Origin of the sequence: Methylocaldum szegediense (assembly GCF_949769195.1) — a bacterium.
Classification (GTDB): domain Bacteria; phylum Pseudomonadota; class Gammaproteobacteria; order Methylococcales; family Methylococcaceae; genus Methylocaldum; species Methylocaldum szegediense.
This window is the reverse complement of sequence record NZ_OX458333.1, coordinates 4,145,103-4,169,880: the sequence shown is the minus strand read 5'-3', so window position 1 is coordinate 4,169,880 and position 24,778 is coordinate 4,145,103. Positions and strand designations below refer to the sequence as shown.

General features: G+C 54.7%; 27 protein-coding genes and 1 tRNA gene. 15 read left to right on the top strand and 13 right to left on the bottom strand.

The window, feature by feature from the left end; genetic code table 11:
• Positions 1 to 20: 20 nt before the first annotated feature.
• Positions 21 to 668, top strand: a complete 648-nt coding sequence (dhaL, locus tag QEN43_RS18125; protein ID WP_026609698.1) for a dihydroxyacetone kinase subunit DhaL — start codon at positions 21 to 23, stop codon at positions 666 to 668.
• Here dhaL and dhaK read toward each other — a convergent pair.
• The 6 genes from dhaK to rpsU form a co-directional block, all read right to left on the bottom strand.
• On the bottom strand, positions 665 to 1,654 hold the full coding sequence (gene dhaK / locus QEN43_RS18120; protein ID WP_026609697.1) for a dihydroxyacetone kinase subunit DhaK: 990 nt from the start codon (positions 1,652 to 1,654) through the stop codon (positions 665 to 667). The two genes, dhaL and dhaK, sit on opposite strands and share 4 nt — an antisense overlap.
• A gap of 333 nt (positions 1,655 to 1,987) precedes the next feature.
• Positions 1,988 to 2,064 (bottom strand) — tRNA-Ile (locus tag QEN43_RS18115).
• An 11-nt stretch (positions 2,065 to 2,075) separates the two neighbouring features.
• Positions 2,076 to 3,875 carry an RNA polymerase sigma factor RpoD gene (gene rpoD / locus QEN43_RS18110; protein WP_026609696.1) on the bottom strand — a complete coding sequence of 600 codons (1,800 nt, stop codon included), beginning with the start codon at positions 3,873 to 3,875 and terminating at the stop codon, positions 2,076 to 2,078.
• An 84-nt stretch (positions 3,876 to 3,959) separates the two neighbouring features.
• Positions 3,960 to 5,687, bottom strand: a complete 1,728-nt coding sequence (dnaG, locus tag QEN43_RS18105; protein ID WP_026609695.1) for a DNA primase — start codon at positions 5,685 to 5,687, stop codon at positions 3,960 to 3,962.
• Positions 5,688 to 5,750: 63 nt separating this feature from the next.
• Positions 5,751 to 6,200: a GatB/YqeY domain-containing protein gene (locus tag QEN43_RS18100; protein ID WP_026609694.1), complete on the bottom strand. Its 450-nt coding sequence runs from the start codon at positions 6,198 to 6,200 to the stop codon at positions 5,751 to 5,753.
• A gap of 15 nt (positions 6,201 to 6,215) precedes the next feature.
• Positions 6,216 to 6,449, bottom strand: coding sequence for a 30S ribosomal protein S21 (rpsU, locus tag QEN43_RS18095; RefSeq protein ID WP_026609693.1), 234 nt, complete (start codon positions 6,447 to 6,449; stop codon positions 6,216 to 6,218).
• Positions 6,450 to 6,563: 114 nt separating this feature from the next.
• Between rpsU and tsaD the strand changes: the two genes are divergently transcribed.
• On the top strand, positions 6,564 to 7,610 hold the full coding sequence (gene tsaD / locus QEN43_RS18090) for a tRNA (adenosine(37)-N6)-threonylcarbamoyltransferase complex transferase subunit TsaD (protein ID WP_051331524.1): 1,047 nt from the start codon (positions 6,564 to 6,566) through the stop codon (positions 7,608 to 7,610).
• 101 nt (positions 7,611 to 7,711) lie between these two features.
• Here the strand turns inward: tsaD and plsY are convergent, their stop codons facing one another.
• Complete coding sequence (gene plsY / locus QEN43_RS18085; RefSeq protein ID WP_026609692.1) at positions 7,712 to 8,302, bottom strand: glycerol-3-phosphate 1-O-acyltransferase PlsY; 591 nt, start codon at positions 8,300 to 8,302, stop codon at positions 7,712 to 7,714.
• Positions 8,303 to 8,385: 83 nt separating this feature from the next.
• Here plsY and folB point away from each other — a divergent pair, with 83 nt between their 5' ends.
• Positions 8,386 to 8,751, top strand: coding sequence for a dihydroneopterin aldolase (gene folB, locus QEN43_RS18080; RefSeq protein WP_026609691.1), 366 nt, complete (start codon positions 8,386 to 8,388; stop codon positions 8,749 to 8,751).
• Entirely contained in the window at positions 8,744 to 9,241 is a 498-nt protein-coding gene (gene folK / locus QEN43_RS18075) for a 2-amino-4-hydroxy-6-hydroxymethyldihydropteridine diphosphokinase (RefSeq protein WP_026609690.1), read from the top strand. The genes folB and folK overlap by 8 nt, the downstream gene beginning before the upstream one ends.
• Here the strand turns inward: folK and QEN43_RS18070 are convergent.
• Positions 9,234 to 9,965, bottom strand: a complete 732-nt coding sequence (locus tag QEN43_RS18070) for a pteridine reductase (protein WP_026609689.1) — start codon at positions 9,963 to 9,965, stop codon at positions 9,234 to 9,236. The two genes, folK and QEN43_RS18070, sit on opposite strands and share 8 nt — an antisense overlap.
• A 26-nt stretch (positions 9,966 to 9,991) precedes the next feature.
• The gene (locus tag QEN43_RS18065; protein ID WP_235726543.1) at positions 9,992 to 10,864 is read right to left on the bottom strand and encodes a RibD family protein; all 873 of its coding nucleotides are present in this window, start codon (positions 10,862 to 10,864) and stop codon (positions 9,992 to 9,994) included.
• A 348-nt stretch (positions 10,865 to 11,212) separates the two neighbouring features.
• Here QEN43_RS18065 and QEN43_RS18060 point away from each other — a divergent pair, with 348 nt between their 5' ends.
• From QEN43_RS18060 to QEN43_RS18010, 11 genes are all read left to right on the top strand, one after another.
• Positions 11,213 to 11,548 (top strand): hypothetical protein, encoded by a 336-nt coding sequence (locus tag QEN43_RS18060; RefSeq protein WP_026609687.1) that lies wholly within the window; start codon positions 11,213 to 11,215, stop codon positions 11,546 to 11,548.
• A gap of 173 nt (positions 11,549 to 11,721) precedes the next feature.
• The gene (locus tag QEN43_RS18055; protein ID WP_026609686.1) at positions 11,722 to 12,750 is read left to right on the top strand and encodes an AAA family ATPase; all 1,029 of its coding nucleotides are present in this window, start codon (positions 11,722 to 11,724) and stop codon (positions 12,748 to 12,750) included.
• The gene (locus QEN43_RS18050) at positions 12,747 to 13,589 is read left to right on the top strand and encodes a DUF58 domain-containing protein (RefSeq protein WP_026609685.1); all 843 of its coding nucleotides are present in this window, start codon (positions 12,747 to 12,749) and stop codon (positions 13,587 to 13,589) included. Before QEN43_RS18055 ends, QEN43_RS18050 begins: the two co-directional genes overlap by 4 nt.
• 3 nt (positions 13,590 to 13,592) lie before the next feature.
• Positions 13,593 to 14,513: a hypothetical protein gene (locus QEN43_RS18045; RefSeq protein ID WP_026609684.1), complete on the top strand. Its 921-nt coding sequence runs from the start codon at positions 13,593 to 13,595 to the stop codon at positions 14,511 to 14,513.
• A complete protein-coding gene (locus tag QEN43_RS18040) occupies positions 14,510 to 15,493 on the top strand; it encodes a vWA domain-containing protein (RefSeq protein ID WP_026609683.1) in 984 nt (327 codons plus the stop codon). Before QEN43_RS18045 ends, QEN43_RS18040 begins: the two co-directional genes overlap by 4 nt.
• A complete protein-coding gene (locus QEN43_RS18035) occupies positions 15,481 to 16,041 on the top strand; it encodes a tetratricopeptide repeat protein (protein ID WP_026609682.1) in 561 nt (186 codons plus the stop codon). Before QEN43_RS18040 ends, QEN43_RS18035 begins: the two co-directional genes overlap by 13 nt.
• A 2-nt stretch (positions 16,042 to 16,043) precedes the next feature.
• Positions 16,044 to 16,964, top strand: a complete 921-nt coding sequence (locus QEN43_RS18030) for a VWA domain-containing protein (protein WP_051331523.1) — start codon at positions 16,044 to 16,046, stop codon at positions 16,962 to 16,964.
• A 3-nt stretch (positions 16,965 to 16,967) separates the two neighbouring features.
• Entirely contained in the window at positions 16,968 to 17,183 is a 216-nt protein-coding gene (locus tag QEN43_RS18025; protein ID WP_026609680.1) for a DUF2905 domain-containing protein, read from the top strand.
• A gap of 278 nt (positions 17,184 to 17,461) precedes the next feature.
• On the top strand, positions 17,462 to 17,752 hold the full coding sequence (gene groES, locus QEN43_RS18020) for a co-chaperone GroES (RefSeq protein ID WP_026609679.1): 291 nt from the start codon (positions 17,462 to 17,464) through the stop codon (positions 17,750 to 17,752).
• A 44-nt stretch (positions 17,753 to 17,796) separates the two neighbouring features.
• Positions 17,797 to 19,425 (top strand): chaperonin GroEL, encoded by a 1,629-nt coding sequence (gene groL, locus QEN43_RS18015; protein WP_026609678.1) that lies wholly within the window; start codon positions 17,797 to 17,799, stop codon positions 19,423 to 19,425.
• A gap of 323 nt (positions 19,426 to 19,748) precedes the next feature.
• Positions 19,749 to 20,486 carry a phosphoadenylyl-sulfate reductase gene (locus QEN43_RS18010; protein ID WP_026609677.1) on the top strand — a complete coding sequence of 246 codons (738 nt, stop codon included), beginning with the start codon at positions 19,749 to 19,751 and terminating at the stop codon, positions 20,484 to 20,486.
• A gap of 44 nt (positions 20,487 to 20,530) precedes the next feature.
• Here QEN43_RS18010 and cysB read toward each other — a convergent pair whose 3' ends face one another.
• The 4 genes from cysB to QEN43_RS17990 form a co-directional block, all read right to left on the bottom strand.
• Entirely contained in the window at positions 20,531 to 21,505 is a 975-nt protein-coding gene (gene cysB, locus QEN43_RS18005; protein WP_026609676.1) for an HTH-type transcriptional regulator CysB, read from the bottom strand.
• An 830-nt stretch (positions 21,506 to 22,335) separates the two neighbouring features.
• Positions 22,336 to 22,659: a ferredoxin FdxA gene (fdxA, locus tag QEN43_RS18000; protein WP_026609674.1), complete on the bottom strand. Its 324-nt coding sequence runs from the start codon at positions 22,657 to 22,659 to the stop codon at positions 22,336 to 22,338.
• Positions 22,660 to 22,886: 227 nt separating this feature from the next.
• Positions 22,887 to 23,387 carry a cytochrome P460 family protein gene (locus tag QEN43_RS17995; RefSeq protein WP_235726542.1) on the bottom strand — a complete coding sequence of 167 codons (501 nt, stop codon included), beginning with the start codon at positions 23,385 to 23,387 and terminating at the stop codon, positions 22,887 to 22,889.
• A gap of 637 nt (positions 23,388 to 24,024) precedes the next feature.
• Positions 24,025 to 24,507: a hypothetical protein gene (locus tag QEN43_RS17990; protein WP_156912677.1), complete on the bottom strand. Its 483-nt coding sequence runs from the start codon at positions 24,505 to 24,507 to the stop codon at positions 24,025 to 24,027.
• Positions 24,508 to 24,778 lie beyond the last annotated feature (271 nt).

Genomic DNA, 24,778 nt, shown 5'->3' with positions numbered 1-24,778 from the left:
ATCAGCCCGAAAGGATATCCATGTCAGCAAGCAGCACCCAAATCAAAGCGTACATTCAGGCCGCCGATGCGGTTATCCGCGAACATGCCGAGGAAGTCGCCGCGCTTGATCAAGCGATCGGCGATGGCGACCACGTCGCTAACTTGCAGCGAGGCCTTGCCGCATTGGACTCGATCACGGAGGAACTCGGACGGATGGACTGGTCCGCCGCCTTCCAGAAAATCGGCATGAACCTCATGAGCAGCGTGGGAGGAGCTTCTGGCTCGCTCTACGGCACCCTTTTTCTAGCCATGAGCAAGGCAATGAAGGATAAAGACATGAGTCTGCCTAATCTGGCCGACGCGTTCGGCAAGGGCGTGGAAGCGATGAAACAGCGGGGCAAGGCCGATCTGGGCGAAAAAACCATGCTCGATGTCTTGATTCCGGTAACGAACGCCCTGCGACAGGCGGCGCAAGAATCCTGGGACTTACCGAAAACCTTGGAAACCCTCAATCAAGTCGCCGAGACCGGTTGCGAATCGACCCGAGACATGATTGCCACCAAAGGGCGAGCTTCGTTCTTGGGCGAACGCGCCCGCGGCCATATCGACGCCGGCGCGAGAACCAGTCAGTTAATCATCAAGGCGATCACCGACGTTGTGGCGAAGAACAGCTCGCCGGCAACCTAGCATCCCCATCTCAGAGCCGCGGTGTGCACCGGCGCATCCCACAGCCGGATCATCTCATCATCCAGGAGGGTCAGGGTGACGGAGCAGCCGGCCATGTCCAGCGAGGTGGTAAAGTTGCCGACCAGCGAACGGACGATGCTTACCCCGCGCCGATCCCAGAACTGGCGGGTCAAATCATAAACCAGATACAGCTCCATCAGCGGCGTCGCACCGAAGCCATTGACGTGCAGCAGAGCCGGCTGGCCTTTGGCGGGTTTGAGCTCATCGTCGATGGCCTGCGTCAAGTGTTCGACGATTTCCGAAGCACTCGCTAACGCCATGCGTTTCCTGCCCTTCTCCCCGTGAATGCCCACGCCCATTTCGATTTCATTGTCGGCGATGCCAAAGGTCGGCTTGCCTACGGCTGGGACGGTGCAACTGGTCAACGCCACGCCCATGGACGCCGTCGCCCGAACCACCCGTTCACCCAGCGCCTTGCAAGCCGCAAGGTCCGCGCCCGCTTCCGCCGCTGCGCCCACGATCTTTTCGACAATCGTCGTACCCGCCACTCCGCGCCGGCCCATGCCCTGATGCTCGGGAATAGACACATCGTCATGTACCAGCACCGTCTCATGGGGGCAGTCGAGCATTTCTGCCGCGATCTCGAAATTCATGACATCGCCGGCGTAATTCTTGACGATGAACAACACGCCGCCACCGCTTTCCGTCGCTTGAGCGGCGGCGAGCATCTGATCAGGCGTGGGCGAGGTAAACACTTGTCCAGGACAAGCCGCGTCCAGCATGCCTAACCCGACGAAGCCGATGTGCAGAGGCTCGTGTCCCGAGCCGCCACCGGAAACCAACGCCACCTTGCCCGGAGCACGAGGAGCGGTACGAGCGATATAGCGAGGTTCGGGATTGAGGCGAACAATATCGGCATGGGCTAGCGCAAAACCGCGCGCGCTCTCATCCAGCAGGTTGTCGACCGTATTGATGAACTTCTTCATAGAGTGTCCTTTGAATATAAAGTTCGGCGGCTGGTTAACCAAACCCGCAAAAACCGCCAGCATCGAAAATTCGATCTGAAAGCAAACCATCGGGATCCTATCGGGTCAAGTCTGGTTTTTCAGACTCCACCGCGATAAGACCGCCCGGAGTGATCCGACCCTGTGTGAGGAGCTCGCCCAAAAGGCTGAATCGCACGGTCAATGCTGACGTATCCATCATGAGAATCAAGAGTGTCTTGAATCAGACAACCTCGTCTTAGTTCGCCATAGCCCCCACCAGCACCCCACAAAAAGAAAAAAGCCCTACGATCTCTCGTAGGGCTTTATTTTACTTGGTGGGCCCTCTAGGGCTCGAACCTAGGACCAAGGGATTATGAGTCCCCTGCTCTAACCAACTGAGCTAAGGGCCCGGAAACCGAGTCTAATCCATGTCGAGAAAACTCCGAAGTTGTTCGGAACGTGAAGGATGGCGGAGTTTTCGCAGTGCTTTGGCTTCGATCTGGCGAATACGTTCGCGGGTTACGTCAAACTGCTTGCCGACTTCCTCCAGTGTGTGGTCGGTATTCATATCAATACCGAAACGCATTCGCAAGACTTTTGCTTCCCGAGCAGTAAGTCCAGCTAGAACTTGCTGGGTCGTCTCGCGCAAACTCGCGACGGTCGCATGCTCGATTGGAGACATTACCCGAGAGTCCTCAATGAAATCCCCCAAATGAGAGTCCTCGTCGTCACCAATGGGGGTTTCCATGGAAATGGGTTCCTTGGCTATTTTCAGAACTTTCCGGACTTTGTCCTCAGGCATGTCCATACGTGCGGCCAATTCTTCCGGCGTGGCTTCTCGCCCCATTTCCTGCAACATTTGGCGCGAAATGCGGTTCAGTTTATTGATCGTCTCGATCATGTGAACCGGAATTCGAATGGTGCGCGCCTGATCGGCGATCGAACGGGTAATCGCCTGACGGATCCACCAAGTCGCATAAGTTGAGAATTTATAACCGCGCCGATATTCGAATTTATCCACCGCCTTCATTAGGCCAATATTGCCTTCCTGAATCAAATCGAGAAACTGCAGACCGCGATTCGTATATTTCTTGGCGATGGAAATCACCAACCGCAGGTTGGCTTCGATCATTTCTTTCTTGGCCAGACGTGCTTGATCTTCTCCGATGGAAACACGCCGATTGATTTCTTTGATGTCAGCGATCGACAGCTGATTGTCTTTCTCTATCTGAGCTAGTTTGCTTTGTGCCCGCCTCGCCTCGTCGGCAAAGGGAGCCAGTGCCTCGCCGTAGCTCGACTCAAGCAGCTTCTGAAACCAATCGGGATTGGCTTCGTTACCAGTGAACGACTCCACGAATTCTGCGCGCGGCATTTTTGCCTTGACGACACAGATATCCTGAAGAATTCGTTCCTGTTCACGGATCTTCTCTACCGTATTGTGTAGCAGGTCGGTCAACTCTTTGAAAAACTGAGGCGTTTTCTTGAATTCCATGAAGCTCTCTGCAAGAGCGTCGAACGCCTTTTGCGTACGTTCGTGGTGATAGCCGTACTTGTGATGGGTGCTGACCGCCGCTTTATATTGTTTACTGAAAAGATCGAGCTTCTCTCTTACCAGTTCCGGATCCGGCCCGCTCTCGGCGTCGTCCAGAATATCGGTGTCTGTGTCTGCATCTTCGTCCAGCACGACCTCTTCCGAGTCGGCTACCGGATCAAAAAAATCGGAAATCAGATCCGACAGCCTTACCTCTCCTTTTTCTACCCGCTCGAAGGCCTTGATGAAATGGTCCATCGCAGCCGGAAAACGAACCAGCTCATTCGCCGCTTGGTTCAATCCCTCTTCGATGCGCTTGGCAATGCTAAGCTCGCCTTCACGAGTCAGGAGCTCGACCGTTCCCATTTCGCGCATATACATCCGCACCGGATCCGTGGTCCTGCCCAACTCGGAGTCGACGGAGGAAGCGAGTGCTGCCGCAACCTCAGCCGCCTCTTCCTCGTCTTCCTCGGTAACGACCGCGGGTTCTGGGATTAAATCCACATCCGGCACATCCTCATGCACTTCGATTCCCATGTCATTGATCATGCAGATGATGTCTTCCATCTGCTCGGGATCGACGATATCGCTGGGCAAGTGATCGTTTACCTCAGAAAACGTGAGGTAACCTTGCATTTTACCCTTAGCGATAAGCTCTTTAAGCTGAGACTGCTGTTGTTCCAGATTCATCGACTGACCCGCGACTGCTGTATGCCCGCAAAACAATACAGTATATTCGAACTTTGACAAAACAGAAAACGTGGAATACTAACATCATGAGCTCATGAGCACTCTCATTTCCTCCCGCTCTGCCGAACTGAGCTGAAATTTCTTCGATTTTTTTATGAGCTCATCCAACCGCTCCTGTTTGAGTTGCTTTTCGAAACGCATTAAAGCATCCGAAAACTCAATTCGTATACCATCCGGGGGCAACGGAACATCCCATTGCATGAGGGTGGCAATAAGCTTCTCCTCCGGCGTGCCTCGAAAATGCTCCAAAATACCACCACTGGTCAACCCAGGATTTTCATTGAGAATCTGGAGCACCTTTTGAATTAGACGACCGTTCTTGCGGGCAGCGCCTAGGTTGGCCCGAAGATCATCTCCAACCATGGCCGCAAGTTCCGGATTTTGGACCAAAAGCGCCAAAAGGAGCCGCGATGTAGAGGGGCGCATTCCACTGCTTGCGGATGCAACCCTTGATTCCGACGGTACTACAAGCTTAGCCGATTTATCGGATGGTTCGACTACCCCATGTCCCGCAAGTTCCACCAGACGACTCTCGATCATCTCGCGAAAAACGCCGCCAGGTAATCTGCCAATCAAAGGCCGGGCTTCATTAACCAAGGTCGCTCGCCCTTCTAGGGTGTCCAAATCAAGCCTTTGCACCAAGCTTCTAAAGAAATAATCCGAGAAAGGCAGCGCGGCGTCGAGACGTTTGAGAAACGCTTCGGTCCCCTCGGTTCGAACCAAGGAGTCAGGATCGTGCCCTTCCGGCAAAAGAAGAAATCGGATTTGTCGTCCGTCCCGCAGTGACGGAAGGCTCGCTTCGAGCGCCTTCCAGGCAGCCTTTTGCCCTGCGGAATCGCCATCGAAGCAAAAAACCAGTTCGTCCGTATACCGGAACAACAGTTCGACGTGATCGGCAGAGGTAGCGGTTCCGAGCGTCGCGACCGCATTGCGAATGCCGTTCTGTGCCAAGGCAATCACATCCATATAGCCCTCGACCACCACGATGCGTTCAGGCCTCGTAGACTGTTTCAACAGTTCGTACAAGCCGTATACTTCTCTGTGCTTCTTGAAAACGATGGTTTCCGGCGAATTGAGATATTTCGGAGTTCCATCGCCCATAACCCGTCCGCCGAAACCTACAACCCTACCCCGGCGATCGCGTATGGGAAAGATGATACGATCCCGGAAACTGTCGTAAACCTTGTCGCCTTTCACGACCCTGAGTCCCGCGGCGTTGAGAAGCTCCTGCGAAAACTCTGATGGTAGATTTTGCCACCCTGGGGGCGCATAACCCAAGCGATATCGTTGTGCAAGCTCGCCACTGACCCCTCTGTCTTTCAAATAAGCAACCGCTCGTGGAGCTGCAGGGTGGACTTTGAGCTGATGCGCGTAAAACCGAGAAACGGCATCCTGTAACTCGTATATGGCATTCGCCATCTTAACGCCGGACTCTGCCGCGGCACGTTGAGCCTCTTCCGGGATTTTCAGCCCCGCCAGCGCTGCGAGACTTTCCACCGCCTCGACAAAAGTCAGATGGTCGTAGCCCATCAGAAAGTCAATGACATTGCCGTGTGCGCCACAACCGAAGCAATGGTAAAACTGCTTGTCGCGGCTTACGGTAAAGCTGGGAGTCTTCTCGTTATGGAAAGGGCAACGAGCAGTAAAATTACTGCCGACCTGCCTGAGAGGGACGCGCGCATCGACGACATCAACCAGATCGATACGCGCGATCAGTTCTTGAATGAATTCACGGGGAATTTTGCCGGCCATCGTTTACACCGGCAGCTCAGTTCATGCTTCGCCGTTCCCAAAATAAAGTTAAACCTCCGTGCTTCAACGGCTCAACAGGCTTTTAACCCGCGCGCTTACCGCCGCCATGTCGGCTCGGCCTTGCATTTTCGGCTTCAGGATAGCCATCACCTTCCCCATATCGCCGATTCCGGAAGCACCAGATTCCGCCAAAGCCTCGTTAATCAGAGACTCCACTTCCGCCTCGCTCAACGCTTGAGGCAAATAATCCTGAATAATACCGAGTTCCGCTTGTTCCGCAGCCACCAAATCGTCGCGCCCAGCGGACTGAAATTGCGCAATGGATTCACGCCGTTGCTTGGCCATCTTATCTAGAACGGCGAGGATCTGAGCATCATCTAGCTGAGTACGCTCGTCCACTTCGCGCTGCTTGATGGCGGCCATTATAAGCCGGATGACGCCTAGTCTGTCCTTTTCCCCAGCCTTCATGGCCGCTTTCATATCGGCCTGGAGACGGTCTTTCAACGCGCTCATGATAGATAGCGACCATCAGGTCTGCGGACGCCCTTTACGCAAATTCTGCAGAGCAAACCGTTCACGGGAAAGCTTCTTGAGATGCCGCTTAACTGCCGCAGCCGCTTTGCGCTTACGTTCCTCGGTCGGTTTCTCGTAGAATTCGCGGCGGCGAACTTCAGAAAGAATACCGGCCTTCTCGCAGGCACGTTTAAAACGACGGATAGCAATTTCAAAGGGCTCGTTTTCTCTCAGCTTGATCGACGGCATGTAGCTTCCCAAAAATTGAAACCAAAACAAATAAAATTCCCACAGCGGAATTACTCCGCCAACTGAAAAGCTCTAATTATACTTCTAGAGAGCTCCAGATAAAAGCCAATTTGTATGCACATACTCGGCATTGAAACGTCCTGCGATGAAACAGGCGTAGCGATCTATCACACTCAAAAGGGGCTCTTGGCTCATCGTCTGTACAGCCAGATAAGAACCCATGCGGAATACGGAGGCGTAGTACCCGAACTGGCATCCCGCGACCATATCAAGAAACTGGTGCCGCTGATCCGGCAAGTGATTGCAGACGCCAACATCTCCAAGCGGCAAATCGACGGCGTCGCTTACACGGCTGGTCCGGGACTGGTCGGCGCGCTGCTGGTTGGGGCGGCTGTCGCTCGCAGCTTGGCGTGGACCTTGGGCGTCCCGTCCATCGGCGTCCATCACATGGAAGGCCATTTGCTTGCACCCTTGATGGAACCAGATCCGCCCCGATTTCCCTTCGTTGCTCTCCTCGTTTCCGGGGGACATACCCAGTTGATCGAAGTAGAAGGCATAGGCCATTACCGCATCCTGGGAGAATCCCTGGACGATGCCGCCGGGGAAGCCTTTGACAAGACCGCCAAGATGCTCGACCTCGGCTATCCGGGAGGTCCCGCGATCGCGGAATTGGCTGAGGAAGGCGACGTCCAACGGTTCGAGTTCCCCCGCCCCATGACCGACCGACCGGGCCTCGATTTCAGCTTCAGCGGCCTGAAAACGCACACCTTGCTTACATTCGCCTCAACGGCCAAGACGCGACAGGACAAGGCTGATATTGCCAAGGCGTTCCAGGAAGCCGTCGTCGATACATTGGTGATCAAATGCCGACGGGCACTCAAGAAAACCAGGCTTACCCGCTTGGTGGTCGCAGGCGGCGTCAGCGCGAATCGATCCATGCGCGACAAACTTCGACGCATGGCTCGAGAAGAAAGCTTCCAGGTTTATTTCCCGCGGCTCGAATTTTGCGGCGACAATGGCGCCATGATCGCGTTTGCCGGCTGCCAGAGACTGCTCGCCGGACAGACTGAACCGCCCGAAATCAGCGCGTTTCCGCGTTGGCCGTTGAGCACATTGGCGCCGATCACGCTAGAGCAAGACTCGGCGGCCCGAGAATCTTAGATCTCGAAAAACCGCGTGAGCGAACGGTCCCGCGCCCAGTCCGATGGCTTAGGCAAACGAGCCAGGGAGGTCTGAAAAATCAGCAGTAAAGCCCAAACTATTCAGGCTTTGCGCCCGATCCGAGCCTCCTGCCCCTGAAGCAAGCGCTCGATGTTTCCGCGATGGCGCCAAATGAGAAACAGAGCCATCACGCCTGCCGCTCCAGTCAACTGCTCGGAACCGGTCAAGAACCAAACGTAGAATGGCGTTAGAACGGACGCAACCAAAGCCGCAAGCGACGAAATGCGCGAGACAAACGCAACGATAATCCAAGTCGCTAAAGCAGCCAGCCCAGCCGCCCACGCAAAGCCCAAGAGCACCCCGAGAGCGGTGGCAACGCCCTTGCCGCCCTTAAATTGGAAAAACACCGGGTAAAGGTGCCCGAAAAATGCAGCCAGCCCAACCAAAGCCATGCTGATCGCGTCAGCATCAAAAGCCTTGGCCAACAAGACCGGAACCAATCCCTTGCCGGCATCCCCTAACAAGGTAATCGCGGCCGCTTTCTTGCCGCCCAGTCGCAGCACATTGGTCGCACCCGGATTTTTCGAGCCTTGCTCGCGCGGGTCAGGGAGATGGAACAATCGACTCACGATCACCGCACTGGACAGTGAGCCCAGGAGATATGCCAAAGGAACTAAAAACCACACTGCCATGCGCTTAAAATGTATTCCGGTTGCTAGTTTTGTAATTTTTGTGATACCAATTCGCGACTTTGCGAAAACCGGTCGGATTGACGATGGACATTATATTTCTACGCGGTCTAGAGATCGAGACGGTGATCGGCATCTACGATTGGGAGCGAAAAATCAAGCAGACTGTCCTAATCGACTTGGAAATGGGTACCGATATCCGTAAAGCTGCGGCCTCGGACGATATCAAACACACACTGGATTACAAAGCGGTTTCAAAACGCATCATTTCTTTCGTAGAGGAAAGCGATTTTTACCTCGTGGAAACTCTAGCCGAGAAGATCGCTCAAATCGTTATCGATGAGTTCAAGGTGCCCTGGCTCAGGTTAACGCTCAACAAAAAAGGGGCAATCCGTAAAGCCAGCGACGTGGGAATCATTATCGAACGAGGTGAAAAACAAAAATATGCCTGATGTTTTCCTCAGCATCGGCAGCAATATCGAAAGAGAAAAGCACATCGCTTCCGCCTTGAAAGAGTTGGAAGAGCGGGTAGGCCCATTGACTGTCTCGAGCGTTTACGAAAGTGAAGCGGTCGGCTTCGAGGGCTCCAGCTTTTACAACTTAGTGGTGGCATTCTCCACCGAGCGCCCGGTATCCGAGATCGTGACGATGCTGAGCGAGATCGAAAGCCACCATGGGCGTACACGGGACTGCAAGAAATTCTCTTCGCGCACGCTCGATCTCGATTTGATCCTATATGGCGACCAGGTACTCCAAGAAGGCAAGCTTGCACTACCACGCGATGACATCACCCGCTATGCCTTCGTATTGGAACCGCTTGCCGAAATCACACCCAATCGAAAACACCCCATACTTGGCGAGAGTTACGCTGAACTGTGGGCCAAATTCGATAAAACCGGCGTAAAGCAGCGGCGGCTCGGCTCAGTTTCGGATATCAGCTAAACAGACTCCTACCGCCATCCACCGCCAGTATCTGGCCGGTAACATAAGGCGCATTCGCGACCAGGAATACGACCGCTTTCGCGATATCGGACGCTTCGCCAGCGCGTTTCATGGGTATACGGGTCAGAATGTCGGCTTTTTTCGTGGAATCCATATCGTGCTCGGGCCACAGAATAGCACCGGGCGCGACGCCGTTAACCCGGATATCCGGCGCCAACTCTTTCGCGAGGGCACGGGTCATCGCCGCCAGCCCGGCTTTCGCGACGCAGTAAACGGTGTAGTTCTCGAGCGGACGATCGGCATGGATGTCACCGATATTGACGATACAACCCTTACGTTCTCTCAAATAAGGTGCCGCCGTTTGGACCAGAAAAAACGGCGCTTTCAGATTGCTGCCCAGAAGGTCGTTCCATTGATCCTCCGTCACCGTCCCCAACGGGGTGGGATAGAACGCCGACGCGTTATTCACCAAGACGTCTAGACCGCCCCAAACGGCCGCCGCCCGCTGGACGAAATCATTCAGCCCGCCTGTCTCCCGCAAATCGGCCTGCAGCAAGTGGACCGAATCCTCGCGCACGGCGTTAAGCTCTCTGCACAAAGCCTCGGCGTCAGCCGCGGACCGATGGTAATGCAGCACGATATGGTATCCGGCCGCATGTAGCCGACGTACAATTTCCGCACCGATACGGCGTGCCGCGCCGGTAACGAGCGCCGATTTCGTCATATCACCCCTCACAATTCCAACAGCCTCTACACGTGATTGCTCTCAAATTGGGCGAACCACTGCCCCGCCCCCAGCGGCGAGGTAGGATCGTAATACAAGGACAGCAGTTTCAGGTGCCCGAACGGCCCCAATTCCGGACCCGGCAGCAACGTACGGAAGACCTCTCCGCCCATCAGTTGATGAGTGATCGTCTGAAACAGACGTGCAAGACGCCCTTCACGGACCATCGTGTCCAACATGTGAGGCCCGGCGATCAGGTAAATGGTTCGGTAGCCGAGTTCGCCCAGCCGACGCGTCAGCACGTCACCCTCCACCATTCTCCCCTTCCCCGCGAGAATGATGTCGTATCCTTGCCTGCGCCAATAGTCCAGCTTCGCAGGATCCGCCTGTTCTCCTGTGGCGATGTAACAAGCCTGACCATGTTCTCGGATGGACGGCGGCATCGGGAAGTCCAGACTGGCGCTCGCGACGACGATCGCCGGTTGAGGAACCAGCCCTTGCGCCTCGCGCCACTCTGCAAGGTCGCGGGTCGTATCGGTCAGACCGATTTGAAGAATGTTTCCCAGACGTTTCTCCGCCAGCGAACGGAGATAGCCACCGTGCGTGATCAGGCAATCCGCTTGGCACTCCAGCTCCAGAAACAATCGAAAGTCATTCGGCGTGGTCAGGCTTTTCGGAAGGTAGGTCTGTCCGCTCGAATCCTCCAACGCAATTCGTCCATCCAGGCTGGTGAGGAAATTGGCGTACACGAAAGGCTTTTCGGGCGTGCCCAGCCGGTGCAGATTCAGTCTGAGATAAAGCCCTTCTAATGCTACCTCCTCAAAAGGGGGAGGAAACAAACGAAATATGGTCTTGGCCATTCGATAAAGATGTGCCCACTGAAAAAACGATTTTCGCATGTTCACGTCCGAACATGGGGATATCCTCCTATCGAATTCAAAATTACAGTCAACGGCTCCCTCCGTTTTCGAAAAGACTGGCCGACCGGATACGCTTGAAGATAGCCACCTCGGTGATCACTTGGATGCGAGATCCCACGCCACGGATTTAAGCTGGTCGAGGAGGATTGATATGCTAAAATGCCGCGAAATTTACCATAGGCAGTATGATTCGAGCCGGCATCTCGCGGCTTTTATTTTATAGACGGCTCCCGAACTACCGGGAGGCTTGGGGCGGTGGTCGCAATTTCCATCGTGTCGGCCCAGACAAAGATTTCTTAGCTTGAGCTTGGGAAGGAAAAAATACGTATGAAAGTAGATCTTATGTTGGCGAAGGCGTTGAAGTTCGTCGTCTTCGTACTATTTACATTCATGACCCTCGTTTACTTCGGGGTTATGCTGCTATTGCCACTGGACATTCTGACGCAGATTATCCGCATTTTCCACGGCATCGGCTTGCCGACCGTGCTCGCCGCCGGGCTTGGCATCGGCGCCTTGGGTTACATAGGCTATCTTGTCTCTCGGATGCCCGAACTTTACAAACTAGTCGTCGATATCGGTGTGCAATTGATCTCATTCGGATACAGCCAAATTCAGCGCTTCGACCCACTCATTGATTCCGGAAAACAGACCGAGACCGCCTAGTAACGTCGCGATCGTTAGATCATTCCCTTAATCTCTCAACGAGCAATCAACCGATATTTGAGCCTGACCCAAACCCCGCTACGCGGGGTTTTTACTTTTTGGGTTCCGATGATGTAACCTACAGAGTTGCCTGCTGAACATCTCTCTCATACCATACCACCCGTTTCTACCCTATGTCCCGATTCGATAAACACTCCTTGCTGTCCGACTGGCGGCAGCGCGCCTTAAGCTTTGAGCAGGAAATCGGAAAGGCTGTGATCGGTCTCGATCATGCCATTCATCAAATCACTCTGGCAGTGTTCTCCCGCGGCCACGTTATGCTGGAAGGCGATGTCGGCGTCGGTAAAACCACCTTGCTGCGAGCCGTCGCGCGCGGATTGGGCGGCGCTTATGAGCGTATCGAGGGCACGATCGATCTAATGCCGAACGATCTCGTCTATCACACTTATATTAATGAAGTTGGCAAACCGCAGGTCGATCCCGGCCCTATTCTCAAACATGGCGAGCAGCTTTCCGTATTTTTCTTCAACGAGGTGAACCGTGCCCGCCCTCAGGTCCATTCCTTGCTGTTGCGGATCATGGCCGAGCGCAGCATCAGCGCTTTCAACCGGGAGTACTTTTTCCCGTATCTCCAAGTGTTCGCCGACCGCAACCGGGTCGAAAAGGAAGAAACCTTCGAAATTCCTTCGGCGGCGCGCGACCGTTTCCTGATGGAACTGCATATCGAGACGCCGCAAGACCCCGCTTTGCGACGCGCTTTGATGTTCGATCCGCGCTTTCACGACACCGATAGGCTCATCGAGGGCGTACAGCCGGGCGTTCTGCCCTATCGAGACATCGTGGATATCGCCCGCGTCATTCAAGCCGAGATCAAAGCGAGCGACGCGCTGCAGCAATATGCGCTCGACCTTTGGCAGGCGACCCGGACTCCCCAGGATTATGGGATCAAGATAGACGGCGTGGACATGCGGCAATTGATCCTGGCGGGTGCCAGCCCCAGAGGAATGAGCATGATGATGCGGGCAGCCCGTGTCTCGGCTTGGCTCAACGATCGGACCGCTCTAATTCCGGAGGACATCCGTCAGGTCTTCGTGGATACCACAGCCCACCGGGTTTTCTTCAACCCGGTTTATGAGCTTCGCCGTACTGACCTGGTCGGTGAACTGATGAACGGTATTTTGCAACGCGTCGCAGCACCTTGATTCCCGAGTTTCATTACCAAGTCAGTTGGCGCTCGCCCGGCATACTTCCAGGCCACCACCGCGGCACACAGCACGGCACCAGCCACGAGTTCGCCGGTTATGCGCTCTTGACGGCCCATCCGGACCCACGAAGCCTGGACATACGCGCCACACTGCACGACCCCTTCGGCCAGCTCATGGTTCGAACCTTTCGCCAAAGAAGCGCGATTCCCGTTTATGTTATCGCTGACCTTTCGGCGTCCATGGGGTTTCGGGGTACCACATCGAAAACCCGACTGTTGGCCGAATTCACCGCGTCGGTGGCTTATTCCGCTTATCGCACCGGCGATCTTTTCGGCTTTATCGCTTGTGACAGCGCGATACGCTGGGACTTGTTCCTGCCGCTGCGTTGGCACAAAGGAGCCGCCGCCGAACTGCTGGAGACCTTGGGAAATTTTTACCCGCGAGGTCGGTCTTCTGATGGACTGAATGAAGTTGCACCGCATCTTGGGAAACAAAAAGCCTTGGTCTTTCTTGTTTCGGATTTTCATTTCTCATTCGACCGTCTCGACACCGTGCTCGACTCACTAGTGCGTCACGACGTGGTTCCGGTGGTTTTGTGGGACAGCGCCGAATTCGATCGGCTTCCGTCATGGGGGCTGATTTATTTGAAAGATCCCGAAACCGGCATCCGGCGGCGATTATTCATGCGCCCGGCGCTGCGCGAAAAGATCCGGGCTTCATTCGAACAACGCCGCGACGATCTGGAACGGATCTGCGCGCTGCACGGCCGAGAACCGTTCTTCCTGAAAGACCGTTTCGACCCGGATGACCTCACCCGTTATTTTTATCGAGCCTAAGCGATGCGGCCCCTGTTTAAACTGATTTTAAGCTTGAGTCCGGTGCTTCTGTGGCTACCGATACTCGCCTACGCCGCCGGGTCCACACCCCGCATCGAATCCCTCACGCTGCGCGATTTCGGTTATGTCATCGGGGACCCGGTCGACTACGACGTTCTTGTCACCGTGCCTGACGGCTATGACTTGGAAACCGAATATCTGCCCGTGCCCGGGCCACTCAACGAGTGGCTGGACATCCGCGCCGTCAATTGGACCAAGGTTGACACGCAAGACGAGACACAATATCGGCTACGGCTGACGTATCAAATATTTAAAGGCGTACGACAGCCGGAAAAACTGACCATCCCTGCGCTGCCGATCCGCTTTCGGGGCCGTGCGCCGCTGGAAGTGCAGACACAGCCCTGGAATATTGCAATCGCTCCGATCATTCCGACCGATATCTCGGACGAGAACGTCAAGATCCGCGAGTCCGCCGGTCCCGAACCGCTTCCGATCGGTCCCCATCCCCTGAGATTTACCGCTTATCTCGCCGGAGCCCTAGTCGTGCTCGCCATCCTCGCCCGCCGCTACGGCTGGCTGCCGTTCTTTGCAAAGACAACACCGCCGTTCGCACGCGCCTTGCGAGATATTAGGAAACTCAATCGTAAACGAGGCGACGCTGAAGCGTACCGGACCGCGGTCAGGCTTTTGCATCGAGCCTTGGACGATACCGCCGGATTTCGTCTGTTTGCCGGGGAATTGGAGAGCTTCCTCGCGGCACATCCCGCCTTCAATGAACTTCGTGACGAGTTGAATCATTTCTTCGCTCTGTCCCGGCGTATCTTTTACACCGCCCCGGATGCACCCATCCCGGCGGATTCGCCGCTGGAACGGCTTGAAACGCTGTGCCGTCGCTGCATCGCTGCCGAACGGAGGAGCGCTTGAACATCGAGTTCTCGGCGCCATGGGCCTTACTGCTCGGTTTCGCCGCTCTCATTCCTTTGCTTGGACGCGGACAGCCGGCGATTTCTTACTCGTCTATATCGATACTCCCGAGCGATCCGCTATCGACCCTATTCGACCGCGTGCTGCGCTTCAGCGCCGCGGCGGCGGCTCTCAGTCTCAGTCTGGGCATCGCCGGCCCCTATTTGAGCGAGCGCTGGGTGGAAAGAGTCGGGACTGGAGCGCATATCGTATTGCTGCTAGACCGGAGTAGCAGCATGAACGAGGATTTTTCCGGCCAGTATATGGGCGGCCGCGCGCAGGAGACCAAAGGGGCCGTAGCCCGCAAGCTGCTGGCCGAATTTGTCAATCGGCGGGAACACGATCTGTTCGCCATGATCGATTTTTCGGCCGCGCCGATTTACGTGATGCCTTTCACGCAAGATAAGCAGGCCGTATTGGCCGCTATCGAGGCAACCAGCGGCCGCGGCCACGGCGCAACCAACATCGCTCCGGGACTTGCGATGGCACTCGACTTCTACAGCGGAAAACCGTTTACGGGTTCTCGGATCATATTGCTGGTTTCGGACGGAGCCGCGCAGATCGAAGAGGAAACCAGCGACCAGCTCAGACAGTGGTTTCAGGAAACGCAAGCAACCCTTTACTGGATTTATCTCCGTAACCCAAGAAGCGGACGCCTTTCGGAGAAACCAGCCAATCCCAACGAAAGCACGACGCCCGAATATCTTCTCCATGAATATTTCCAGAGTCTCGGCGTACCGTATCGGGCTTTCGAGGCGGAAAACCCGGAGGCGCTACAGCATGCGATCGCGGAGGTCGAACGATTGGAAAATCTTCCTTTGCATTATCTCGAAAAGCTACCGCGCCAGGATGTCTCCAGCTACTGCTACGGGGCAGCTCTCGTATTTTTGGCGCTACTGCTCGGTGCCAAGTTCCTGGAGGTAAGATCATGGCCAGCCTGATACACGTTTGGCGCTCGCCAGCAACGATCTGGGGCGTTCTAGCCATACTGCTAGCCGGAATCGTTTACGAAGGCCACGCCATTTTCCGTATTGCCCGCCACAACGGTCTAATCGCAGAACCGGAACGGATAGAGGTCGACGAGAAAACACCCTCGCCGCTGTTGTTCGCCAAAGCCCACCAACTCGAACGATCGGGCGCGACCCTGGAAGCCATGCAGCTTTATACCGGCATTCTCGGTCAAGGGGACGAACATTTTCGCGAGTGGGTTCATTACAACCTTGGAACACTGTATCTGCGGGAAGCGGCTGAGCTCTGGAACGCCAAGGGCGTTCTGGAGTACGTTCGCGTCAACACGCTGGTCGCTCTAGCGAAGGAACAGTTGCAGGAGGCTCTCAGGCTGAACCCGAACAACTTGGACGCCCGCATTAATCTTGAATATGCTCATCGGATTACGCCTCCGGCCAGGGAGCGGGAGCAAGCGAATTGGCAGGGTGCGAAATCCAGCGTGTTTGCAACCGTACCCACGATTCCGGGCGGCGCGCCGTGAAGATGCGGTTGTTTTGTCGGGACTGGCGCGCGACGACGCTGCTCGTAGCCGCCGTACTCGTCGCATGGACCTTTGCCGAGCCGAAACTCCCTTTGCCACAGCAGGTTTACCGCTACGCGTTCGTGGTCGACGTAACCCAGAGCATGAACGTGCGCGATTATCATGTCGATAACATGCCGCCGGACCGGCTCAATTTCGCTAAGGAATCGATCCGTCAAGCGGTACGTGAACTGCCTTGCGGTTCTGAAGTCGGCCTCGGAATTTTTACGACTCGGAGCGTTCAACTACTGTTCGAACCCATTGAGGTTTGCGAACACCTGCCCGTGATCGACGACGTGCTCGCCCATATCGATTGGCGTATGGCCTGGGCGGCCAACAGCTTTATAGAGCAAGGGATTTATGCGGCGATCCGGGACATCAAGAAACGCGATCCCAGCGTTCGGCTCGCGTTCTTCACCGACGGCCAGGAAGCACCACCGCAGACCATACGCCCGAATTTTTTTGAAAAGCCCGGGGAAATTGCGGGTCTCATCGTGGGCGTGGGCGGCCTGCAACCAACCACTGTCCCGAAATACGATCGTGAAAACCGGCTCATCGGTTATTGGGAAAATACCGATATCGCGCAAATACCGGAATCCACCACCGCATACCAAACGACGGAGGCTGCCCCCCGCCTTCCGCATGAGGGCTATTACCTTTCCTGGCTGGATGAAAACCATCTGCGTGAACTGAGCGCAACAACAGGACTCCGCTACCATCGTCTGGAAACACCGCAAGCTCTCATGGAGGCATTGCGCGCGCCGGAATTCGCTGAACGCCGGACCACCTGGACCGACATTCGATGGTTGCTGGGGCTTGCGGCACTCTTGCTGTTCGCTTCGGTCTACCTAGTGGCTGGTGATGAAAGTTCAAAGAGGGTTTGAACCGTGTCTATTGGAAAAATCCTTATCTTCGTCGGTATCGGCTTGTTTCTGCTCGGACTGATCCTGTCGTACGCTCCAGGAATTTTCAGCTGGTTCGGGAAACTGCCCGGTGATATCCGGATTCAAGACGAAAACAAGTACATCTTCATCCCCATTACCTCCATGATCATCATCAGCCTCGTGCTGACACTGGTGATCAATTTGTTCTTTCGTCGCTAGGCCGCCGGAACCGATAACCAGGCTATCGCCACCGTCACATTCATCCACTCGACTGCATTCCCAAGCTTCTACAGACAATAGGACCTTTCGTTTTTTTGCGTAAAGCTCTACCGGCCTTCCTTTCCTCGGCCCCAAGCCTTAATCGAAATTTCATGTTGGGCCACTTGAAAACTAAGTTGCCGTCACTATATTGTTAGCAGCCTTCGCTAGCGAGTGCTAACATCGCTATCGCGGCTTTTTTCGAGATTCAACATTACTTCAAGGAGCAAACAGTCATCATGAAAATTCGTCCCTTGCATGACCGTGTCGTCGTAAAACGCTGGGAAGAAGAGAAAACGTCTCCAGGCGGGATCGTCATTCCCGACACCGCAAAGGAAAAGCCCATCAAAGGTGAAGTGGTAGCTGTAGGAAACGGAAAAATCCTAGATAACGGTCAGGTACGCGCACTGGATGTAAAAGTCGGTGACAAAGTCTTGTTCGGCAAGTATGCCGGTACCGAGGTGAAAATCGACGGAACCGAATATCTGATGCTGCGCGAAGACGACATTATGGGCGTATTCGAAGCCTGATCCACGACATTAACATTCAGACCGATACTTGGAGGAATTAACTGATGGCAGCTAAAGAAGTCCGTTTTTCCGATGATGCCCGCCACCGCATGTTGGCTGGTGTTAACATTCTGGCCGATGCCGTGAAGCAAACCCTTGGCCCGAAAGGCCGGAATGTCGTACTCGAAAAGAGCTTCGGCGCGCCCACCGTCACCAAAGACGGCGTTTCGGTCGCAAAAGAGATCGAGCTGAAAGACAAGTTCGAAAATATGGGCGCCCAGATGGTGAAGGAAGTCGCTTCGAAGACCTCCGATGTCGCTGGCGACGGCACCACCACGGCGACCGTTCTGGCCCAAGCCATAGTCCGCGAAGGTTTGAAATCCGTGGCTGCGGGTTCAAGCCCGATGGATATCAAACGCGGCATCGATCAGGCGGTCAGCGTGGTCGTCGAAGAGCTGAAAAAACTTTCTAAGCCCTGCACCGACAGCAAAGCGATCGCTCAGGTCGGCACCATCTCTGCCAACTCCGACGAAAGCATCGGCAAGATTATCGCCGACGCTATGGATAAAGTGGGTAAGGAAGGCGTGATCACCGTCGAGGAAGGGTCCGGTTTGGAAAACGAACTGGACGTCGTCGAAGGTATGCAGTTCGATCGCGGCTATCTCTCGCCCTATTTCATCAATCAGCAGGAGACCATGAGCGTCGAGCTCGAAAACCCGTATATCCTGCTGCATGACAAGAAAATCTCCAACATCCGCGATTTGCTGCCGCTGCTTGAAAAAGTGGCCAAGGCCGGTCGCTCGCTGTTGATCGTTGCCGAGGACGTCGAGGGCGAAGCGCTGGCGACTTTGGTGGTCAACAACATGCGCGGCATCCTCAAGGTTTGCGCGGTCAAGGCACCGGGCTTCGGCGATCGCCGCAAGGCCATGTTGGAGGACATCGCCATCCTGACCGGTGGCCGTGTGATCTCCGAAGAGTTGGGGCTCAGCCTTGAAAAGGTCGACCTCAACGACTTGGGTAGCGCGAAGAAGGTACAAGTCAACAAGGAAAACACTACCATCGTCGATGGCGCCGGCAAAGCCGAAGACATCAAGGCTCGCGTCGAACAGATCCGCAAACAGATTGAAGACACCACTTCGGACTACGATCGCGAGAAATTGCAGGAGCGTGTCGCTAAACTGGCCGGCGGTGTTGCCGTAATCAAGGTCGGCGCGGCAACCGAAGTCGAGATGAAAGAAAAGAAAGCCCGCGTGGAAGACGCGCTGCACGCAACCCGTGCCGCGGTTGAAGAAGGCATCGTTCCGGGCGGCGGCGTCGCTTTCATCCGAGCTCAAAAAGCGCTGAAGGATCTGCAGGGCAAGAACCACGACCAAACCGTGGGTATCGCCATCCTGCGCCGTGCAATTGAGGAGCCGCTGCGCCAAATCGTCGCCAACGCCGGCGAAGAGCCTTCGGTCGTTCTGAACCGGGTTCAGGAAGGCGAAGGCACCTTCGGCTACAACGCCGCAACTGGCGAATACGGCGACATGATCCAGATGGGTATCCTCGACCCGACCAAGGTCACCCGTTCCGCGCTGCAGAACGCAGCGTCCGTGGCTGGTCTGATGCTCACCACGGAAGCGATGGTGGCCGAGCTGCCGAAAAAGGAAAAGGCGGCCGGAATGCCGGGAGCCGGCATGGACGACATGATGTAATCGGTCGATTTCACGGACGAAGACATCAAAGCCCTGCCGTTTCCGGCAGGGCTTTTTCATTTCCGATGAGCGATGAAGTCGAACGCGCCCATCTAACCGATACGGAAGGCCAATGAAGATAGTCACTTAGGTTCCGATAGGGCTGACTCAAACCTAGAAGCTCGGAGTCCATCGGTAGTTCTGTGCTCATTGGTAAGCTTCATCACCCATCAGGTTTTCATTTGGTCATATCCTATTTTTCTATATGAAAAGTAATTTTTAGAATTTTTAGGATTGAATCTCGTGTGTTACCGTATCCACGACAACGTATTTCTTAATTCGACATGAGCACTCAATTCTTCGATCTCGATCAGCTTAAAAGCGAGTTGGCGGGAAAAAATCCCCGCATAATTCTGAAGGCAGCGCTGGCCTGGTTCGACAATATCGCCATTTCCTTCAGCGGTGCGGAAGACGTGGTGTTGATCGACATGGCCAGCAAACTTAAGCCGGATATTCAGGTGTTCACCTTGGATACCGGTCGCTTGCATCCTGAAACTTACCGCCTGATCGAAACAGTTCGAGAGCGATATCCCATTCGACTCGACGTTCTTTCACCCGATCGCGCCCAATTGGAAGCTTTGGTTAGAGAAAAGGGCTTATTCAGTTTCTACAAAGACGGCCATCACGAGTGCTGCGGCATCCGTAAAGTTGAGCCACTGCGACGCAAGCTTTCTCAGCTGGAGGCCTGGATCACCGGCCAGCGCCGCGACCAAAACCCAACTCGGCAACATCTGGCAGAGGTCGAGTTGGATGAAACCTTTTCCACGCCCGACCATCGCCTGATCAAATTCAATCCACTCGCGAACTGGTCATCGGCGCAGGTGTGGGATTACATCGAAGCCTATGACGTGCCCTTCAACGAACTGCATCGCAAAGGTTTCGCCAGTATTGGCTGTGAACCATGCACACGCCCGATTCTGCCGAATCAGCATGAGCGCGAAGGTCGTTGGTGGTGGGAGGATGCCGCCAAGAAAGAATGCGGTCTGCATGCCGGCAACCTCAAAACGGTTGCCAAAGCTTGAGGCAGGTGTCACCTTCCCGCAATGAGACGCTGGACACGAGAAAACTAGCGCACCGGTAGCTCAATGTTCGCAAACAAAGCATCGACAGCCTTTTGGTCCCGCTGAGCCATGGCTTGTTCCACCAACTCCCGGGTCAGATGTGGTGCGAATAGACGGATGAATTCATAGATGAATCCGCGAATGAACATATCCCGCCGCAGCCCGATTTTGGTCGTGCTTGAACCGAACAGATGGCTGGCATCTAGCGGAACCAGATCGGCGTCCGCGACCGGGTCGTAAGCCATTCTGGCGACGATTCCGATCCCCAACCCAAGCCTCACATAGGTCTTGATCACATCGGCATCCACCGCAGTCAACGCCAACTGGGGATGCAAGTTCGCCTTCTCAAAAGCTTGATCCAGCTGCGAGCGTCCGGTAAAACCAAAAACGTACGTCACGATGGGATATTCGGCGACATCCTGCAGCGTGAGTTCCTTCTTCTCGGTGAGCGGATGCCCTTGCTGTACCAAGACACAGCGATTCCATCGATAACACGGGAACATGACGAGATTCTCGAAGAGTTCCATGGCCTCCGTAGCAATCGCCATATCCACTACGCCACGCGACGCCAATTCCGAAATCTGCATCGGAGTACCCTGGTTGATATTGAGCTTGATCCCAGGATAGCGATTCATGAACTCCTTTATGACGGGAGGAAGCGCATAACGCGCTTGTGTATGCGTAGTGGCGATGGACAGCGAGCCGACCTTGTTGTCCCGGTATTCCTGGGCGATGTTCTTTATATCCTGAACTTTTCCTAGAATTTCTCCAGCAATCGCCACGATTTGCTTGCCGGCTGCCGTGATTTCCGTCAGATGTTTGCCGTTCCGTGCGAAAATCGGAAGCCCGAGCTCGTCCTCCAGCAGACGGACTTGTTTGCTAATTCCGGGCTGCGATGTATACAGGCTGTCCGCCGTTGCGGAAACGTTCAATTCGTGCTGCGCAACCTCCCAGATATAGCGTAACTGCTGTAGTTTCATAGTCTTTTCAGCAACATCCCGAATAAACGAGGACAACGAAAATTATACTCTCTTCAATGGCACCGTTTGCTCAAAGCTGGGCTTTGGGCCAAAATGGTCTTTGAAAGTGGGCCCCTTCTTTTATCCCCGAAATTCTGTCACGATGCCCGTCCGGGTAAGATCAACGGCAAGTGCAAAGCACCTGCGACGGATTCTTCAAGCGTCAACAATTGCGAGGCTTTGCCAAAAAGGCTGAATCAAGCGCCTTAAAGCGTTATTGACCGGAGCGGGAAAAACCGAACCCGCACTGTGTTGTCCGGTAGATTAGGGCAAGCCGCTCTTACGGCTACTGCAGGAGGTTGTCGAAAATGCATGGTGGGTGGTGCGATCCGTCCCGCTACGTGAGAGAAGGCGATATCGCACTCGGTCTCTGGGATCCGGCGGTGGAAAGATTCGCGACATGACAGCCCAATCGGCGGAAAACACAGAGTGCGTCACCGGCGTCGACATGAAGGATGCGATGTTGGCACTAGCCTGGAAATATCAAACCGAAATCGTAGATAAACCCGGTTGCGCTTGAGGCCTTATCTCAGGACGAAAGCGATTGCACGGCCGCCGGGCACACGCGGCTGGTTCAGCATTCCAAAGGCGGACGACAGATCATCAGCGCTGGTGAAGGCAACAGTTATTGCTGATATGCTTCCGAATCAAAGCCGATTGCAAGAGAAAAAAGGCGCTGCCAATCGCAACAGCGCCGTCAAACAGTGGAAAAAACTTGTCGCTCGGCGCGATCGAAAGTAAATCGTCCAACCGGGTTGAGCTCTCGCACGATACGCCGCCTACCTTGGCGACTATCTCTCAAGATATTGCAGCTTGTTCGGCTTGCCGTTCCATTCGTCCGCATCTTCTAAGGCGGGCTTGACTTCCGTAATACTTGGCCACACTTTCGAAAGCTCGGCATTCAATTGAATGAAATGCTCTTGGCCCTCCGGCACCTCATCCTCGGAATAAATGGCATTTGCGGGGCATTCGGGCTCACACAAAGTACAATCGATACACTCGTCTGGATCAATGACTAGAAAATTCGGCCCCTCATGGAAGCAGTCGACCGGGCAGACATCGACGCAATCGGTAAATTTGCACTTGATGCAGTTTTCGGTTACTACAAAAGTCATTTTGAATTTTCCTGTAAGCTGTATAGCTACCGAGTAACAGTACCAGCCTGATTCGCTCGTTATTGGACTCCGCGGTACGCATGCGGTTTCACCGCAGAGCGAACCGTTCCAGTCTTATCTTGCGACCAGCAACAACGGGCAGCGTCTTATAGTTAAAAGATCCATTTTACATGCAGCCGCGTCGTTTCCCAAACAAGCGTCCGCTGGCTTGGCAACTGCTGGCCCACTTAGGGCAAACTGATCGGTGCGGTAAATACCCAGTCCGTCTGCTGGACGGTCGTGTGACAGCCGACACATTCCTGAACGAAATTCGCGTCCTTACCATACGGTTCCAGTTTTTCTCCCAGCCAGCGAGCAAAACCCCAACCTCCCGTTGAAGCGAACTTGGCGGAGTCCTTGATCATGAACTCGGCATGAACGAACTCACCCGGCACCTGCGCCGTCGGGTATCTGGGATGATTCTTTTGCTTGACTACCACCTTTGCCAACACGGCTCCATCTGGCCAGGGATTGGTGTTTCCGGCTCTAGCTGCTGCTATCGCCACATCGTTGCCTAAAATAGCACGAAGCGTATTCGTTTCGGGACGCTGGGTTACGGCGATCAGCCGCCAATCTTTATAACCCTCGGGGATCGTAATCCCGTTCGGAGCCGGAGCCACAGTGGATTGCTCCGCCCAAGCCAGTGTCGCAAAAACCATAGCCCCCAAGAACATAGAAATTCGTTTCACTGCAAATAGCTCCTCTATAGAGTATTGGATAATCACCCCAAGCGGATACGAATACCTGCCGCCCCCCGGATTCAGGTGGCCGCTCGAACTTCGCTCGACTCTACTGGAACAAAACGGAGCGTTGCGTCAACGCCACCCCGATAAGGAGCCGGCGAAAATTGCCGTGACGCGATTTTCAGCTTTTTTGCCGGCTCACGCAACGCGAAGATACCGATAAATCGGTGGTACAGCCACTCGCCGTAACAGCCCCACAGGCCTTCTCAGGGACGGAAATGCGGCACTATTTTATTTGGTTGGTTGATCGAAACCGCTCTCTAGTGCGGAAGAAGTGGAACGGAAGATATGCAGCACGACGACAGAATCGCCACCAGGCGGGAATCGGCACGACCATTAATCCAGGCTCTTTGATTTCAAGGAGATACCCAAACTCACGCCAGCTGACGGCAGTCATAGGAAGTGAGACGAGCACGCAGAGCAAACTCGGATCGATTCTATGGATTGATTTATGCTCCGTGAGGGCGGTCTGTCATACCTAACTTATCGAACCGCACTCGGGGATAAAGCCCGCTCCCACGTTAAAGGCGTGTTTCAATTAGCCTTATGCGCGAATGGAAACCTGCTATGGGAAAGCCGCCCCTCAATCCTCTTCTTCCTCGACAGTCACCTGAGTGCCATCAGCCGAAACAAAGACCTCGATCATCTTTTTGGCCTCGTCCAGCCCCTCGAACTCATACCCTGAAGAACCGATTCCCTTGGTGACCGATTCAACCGCTTCCGGTTTGAAGTTGGGTAATCTCGATTTCAGAGCTTCCCGGACCGTAACGGGAACCTCTTCCAGTGGAACTTCGGTTTCTGCCTCGACCAGTGTCCCGTCAGGAGTCACCTCGACCTCTACTGCACGATCCGCTGAGTCGCGTCCTTTCATCTCGTAAATCTGTTGACCATTTTCGGTTTCCGTCTTGGCCGTTTTCCACTGGACTCCCGGCAATGCCCTGTCGGCCGTGGCCCTTACCGCCGGCGGAACCTGATTCAACGGTATATTCTTCTCGGTTGAACTTCCGGAGCTTTCACAGCCTGCAAGAGCGGCTAGATACAACAAACCACAGATGACAAATCTCATGATCAGAACCCTCCTTTCCTTAGGATACACGCGGCTCATCGGGTTGCCCTCTTGGACGCGGTCCAACGGATATAAGCAGCAAGCGAGAGCTCCGTCAATTGGGACAACTCCCTAGCGACGCTATGCCGGCCTCAGATTGGAAGACGTACCATAGCATGCTGGCGCCGCGGCTAAGTCCCTTGGACTATCCGGTGTCTCATCTTAAGCTACGCGCCACACCTCTGAGTCGTTCTCAGCCCTGATCGCTTGGACAGGCCCGCCCTGCGCCGAG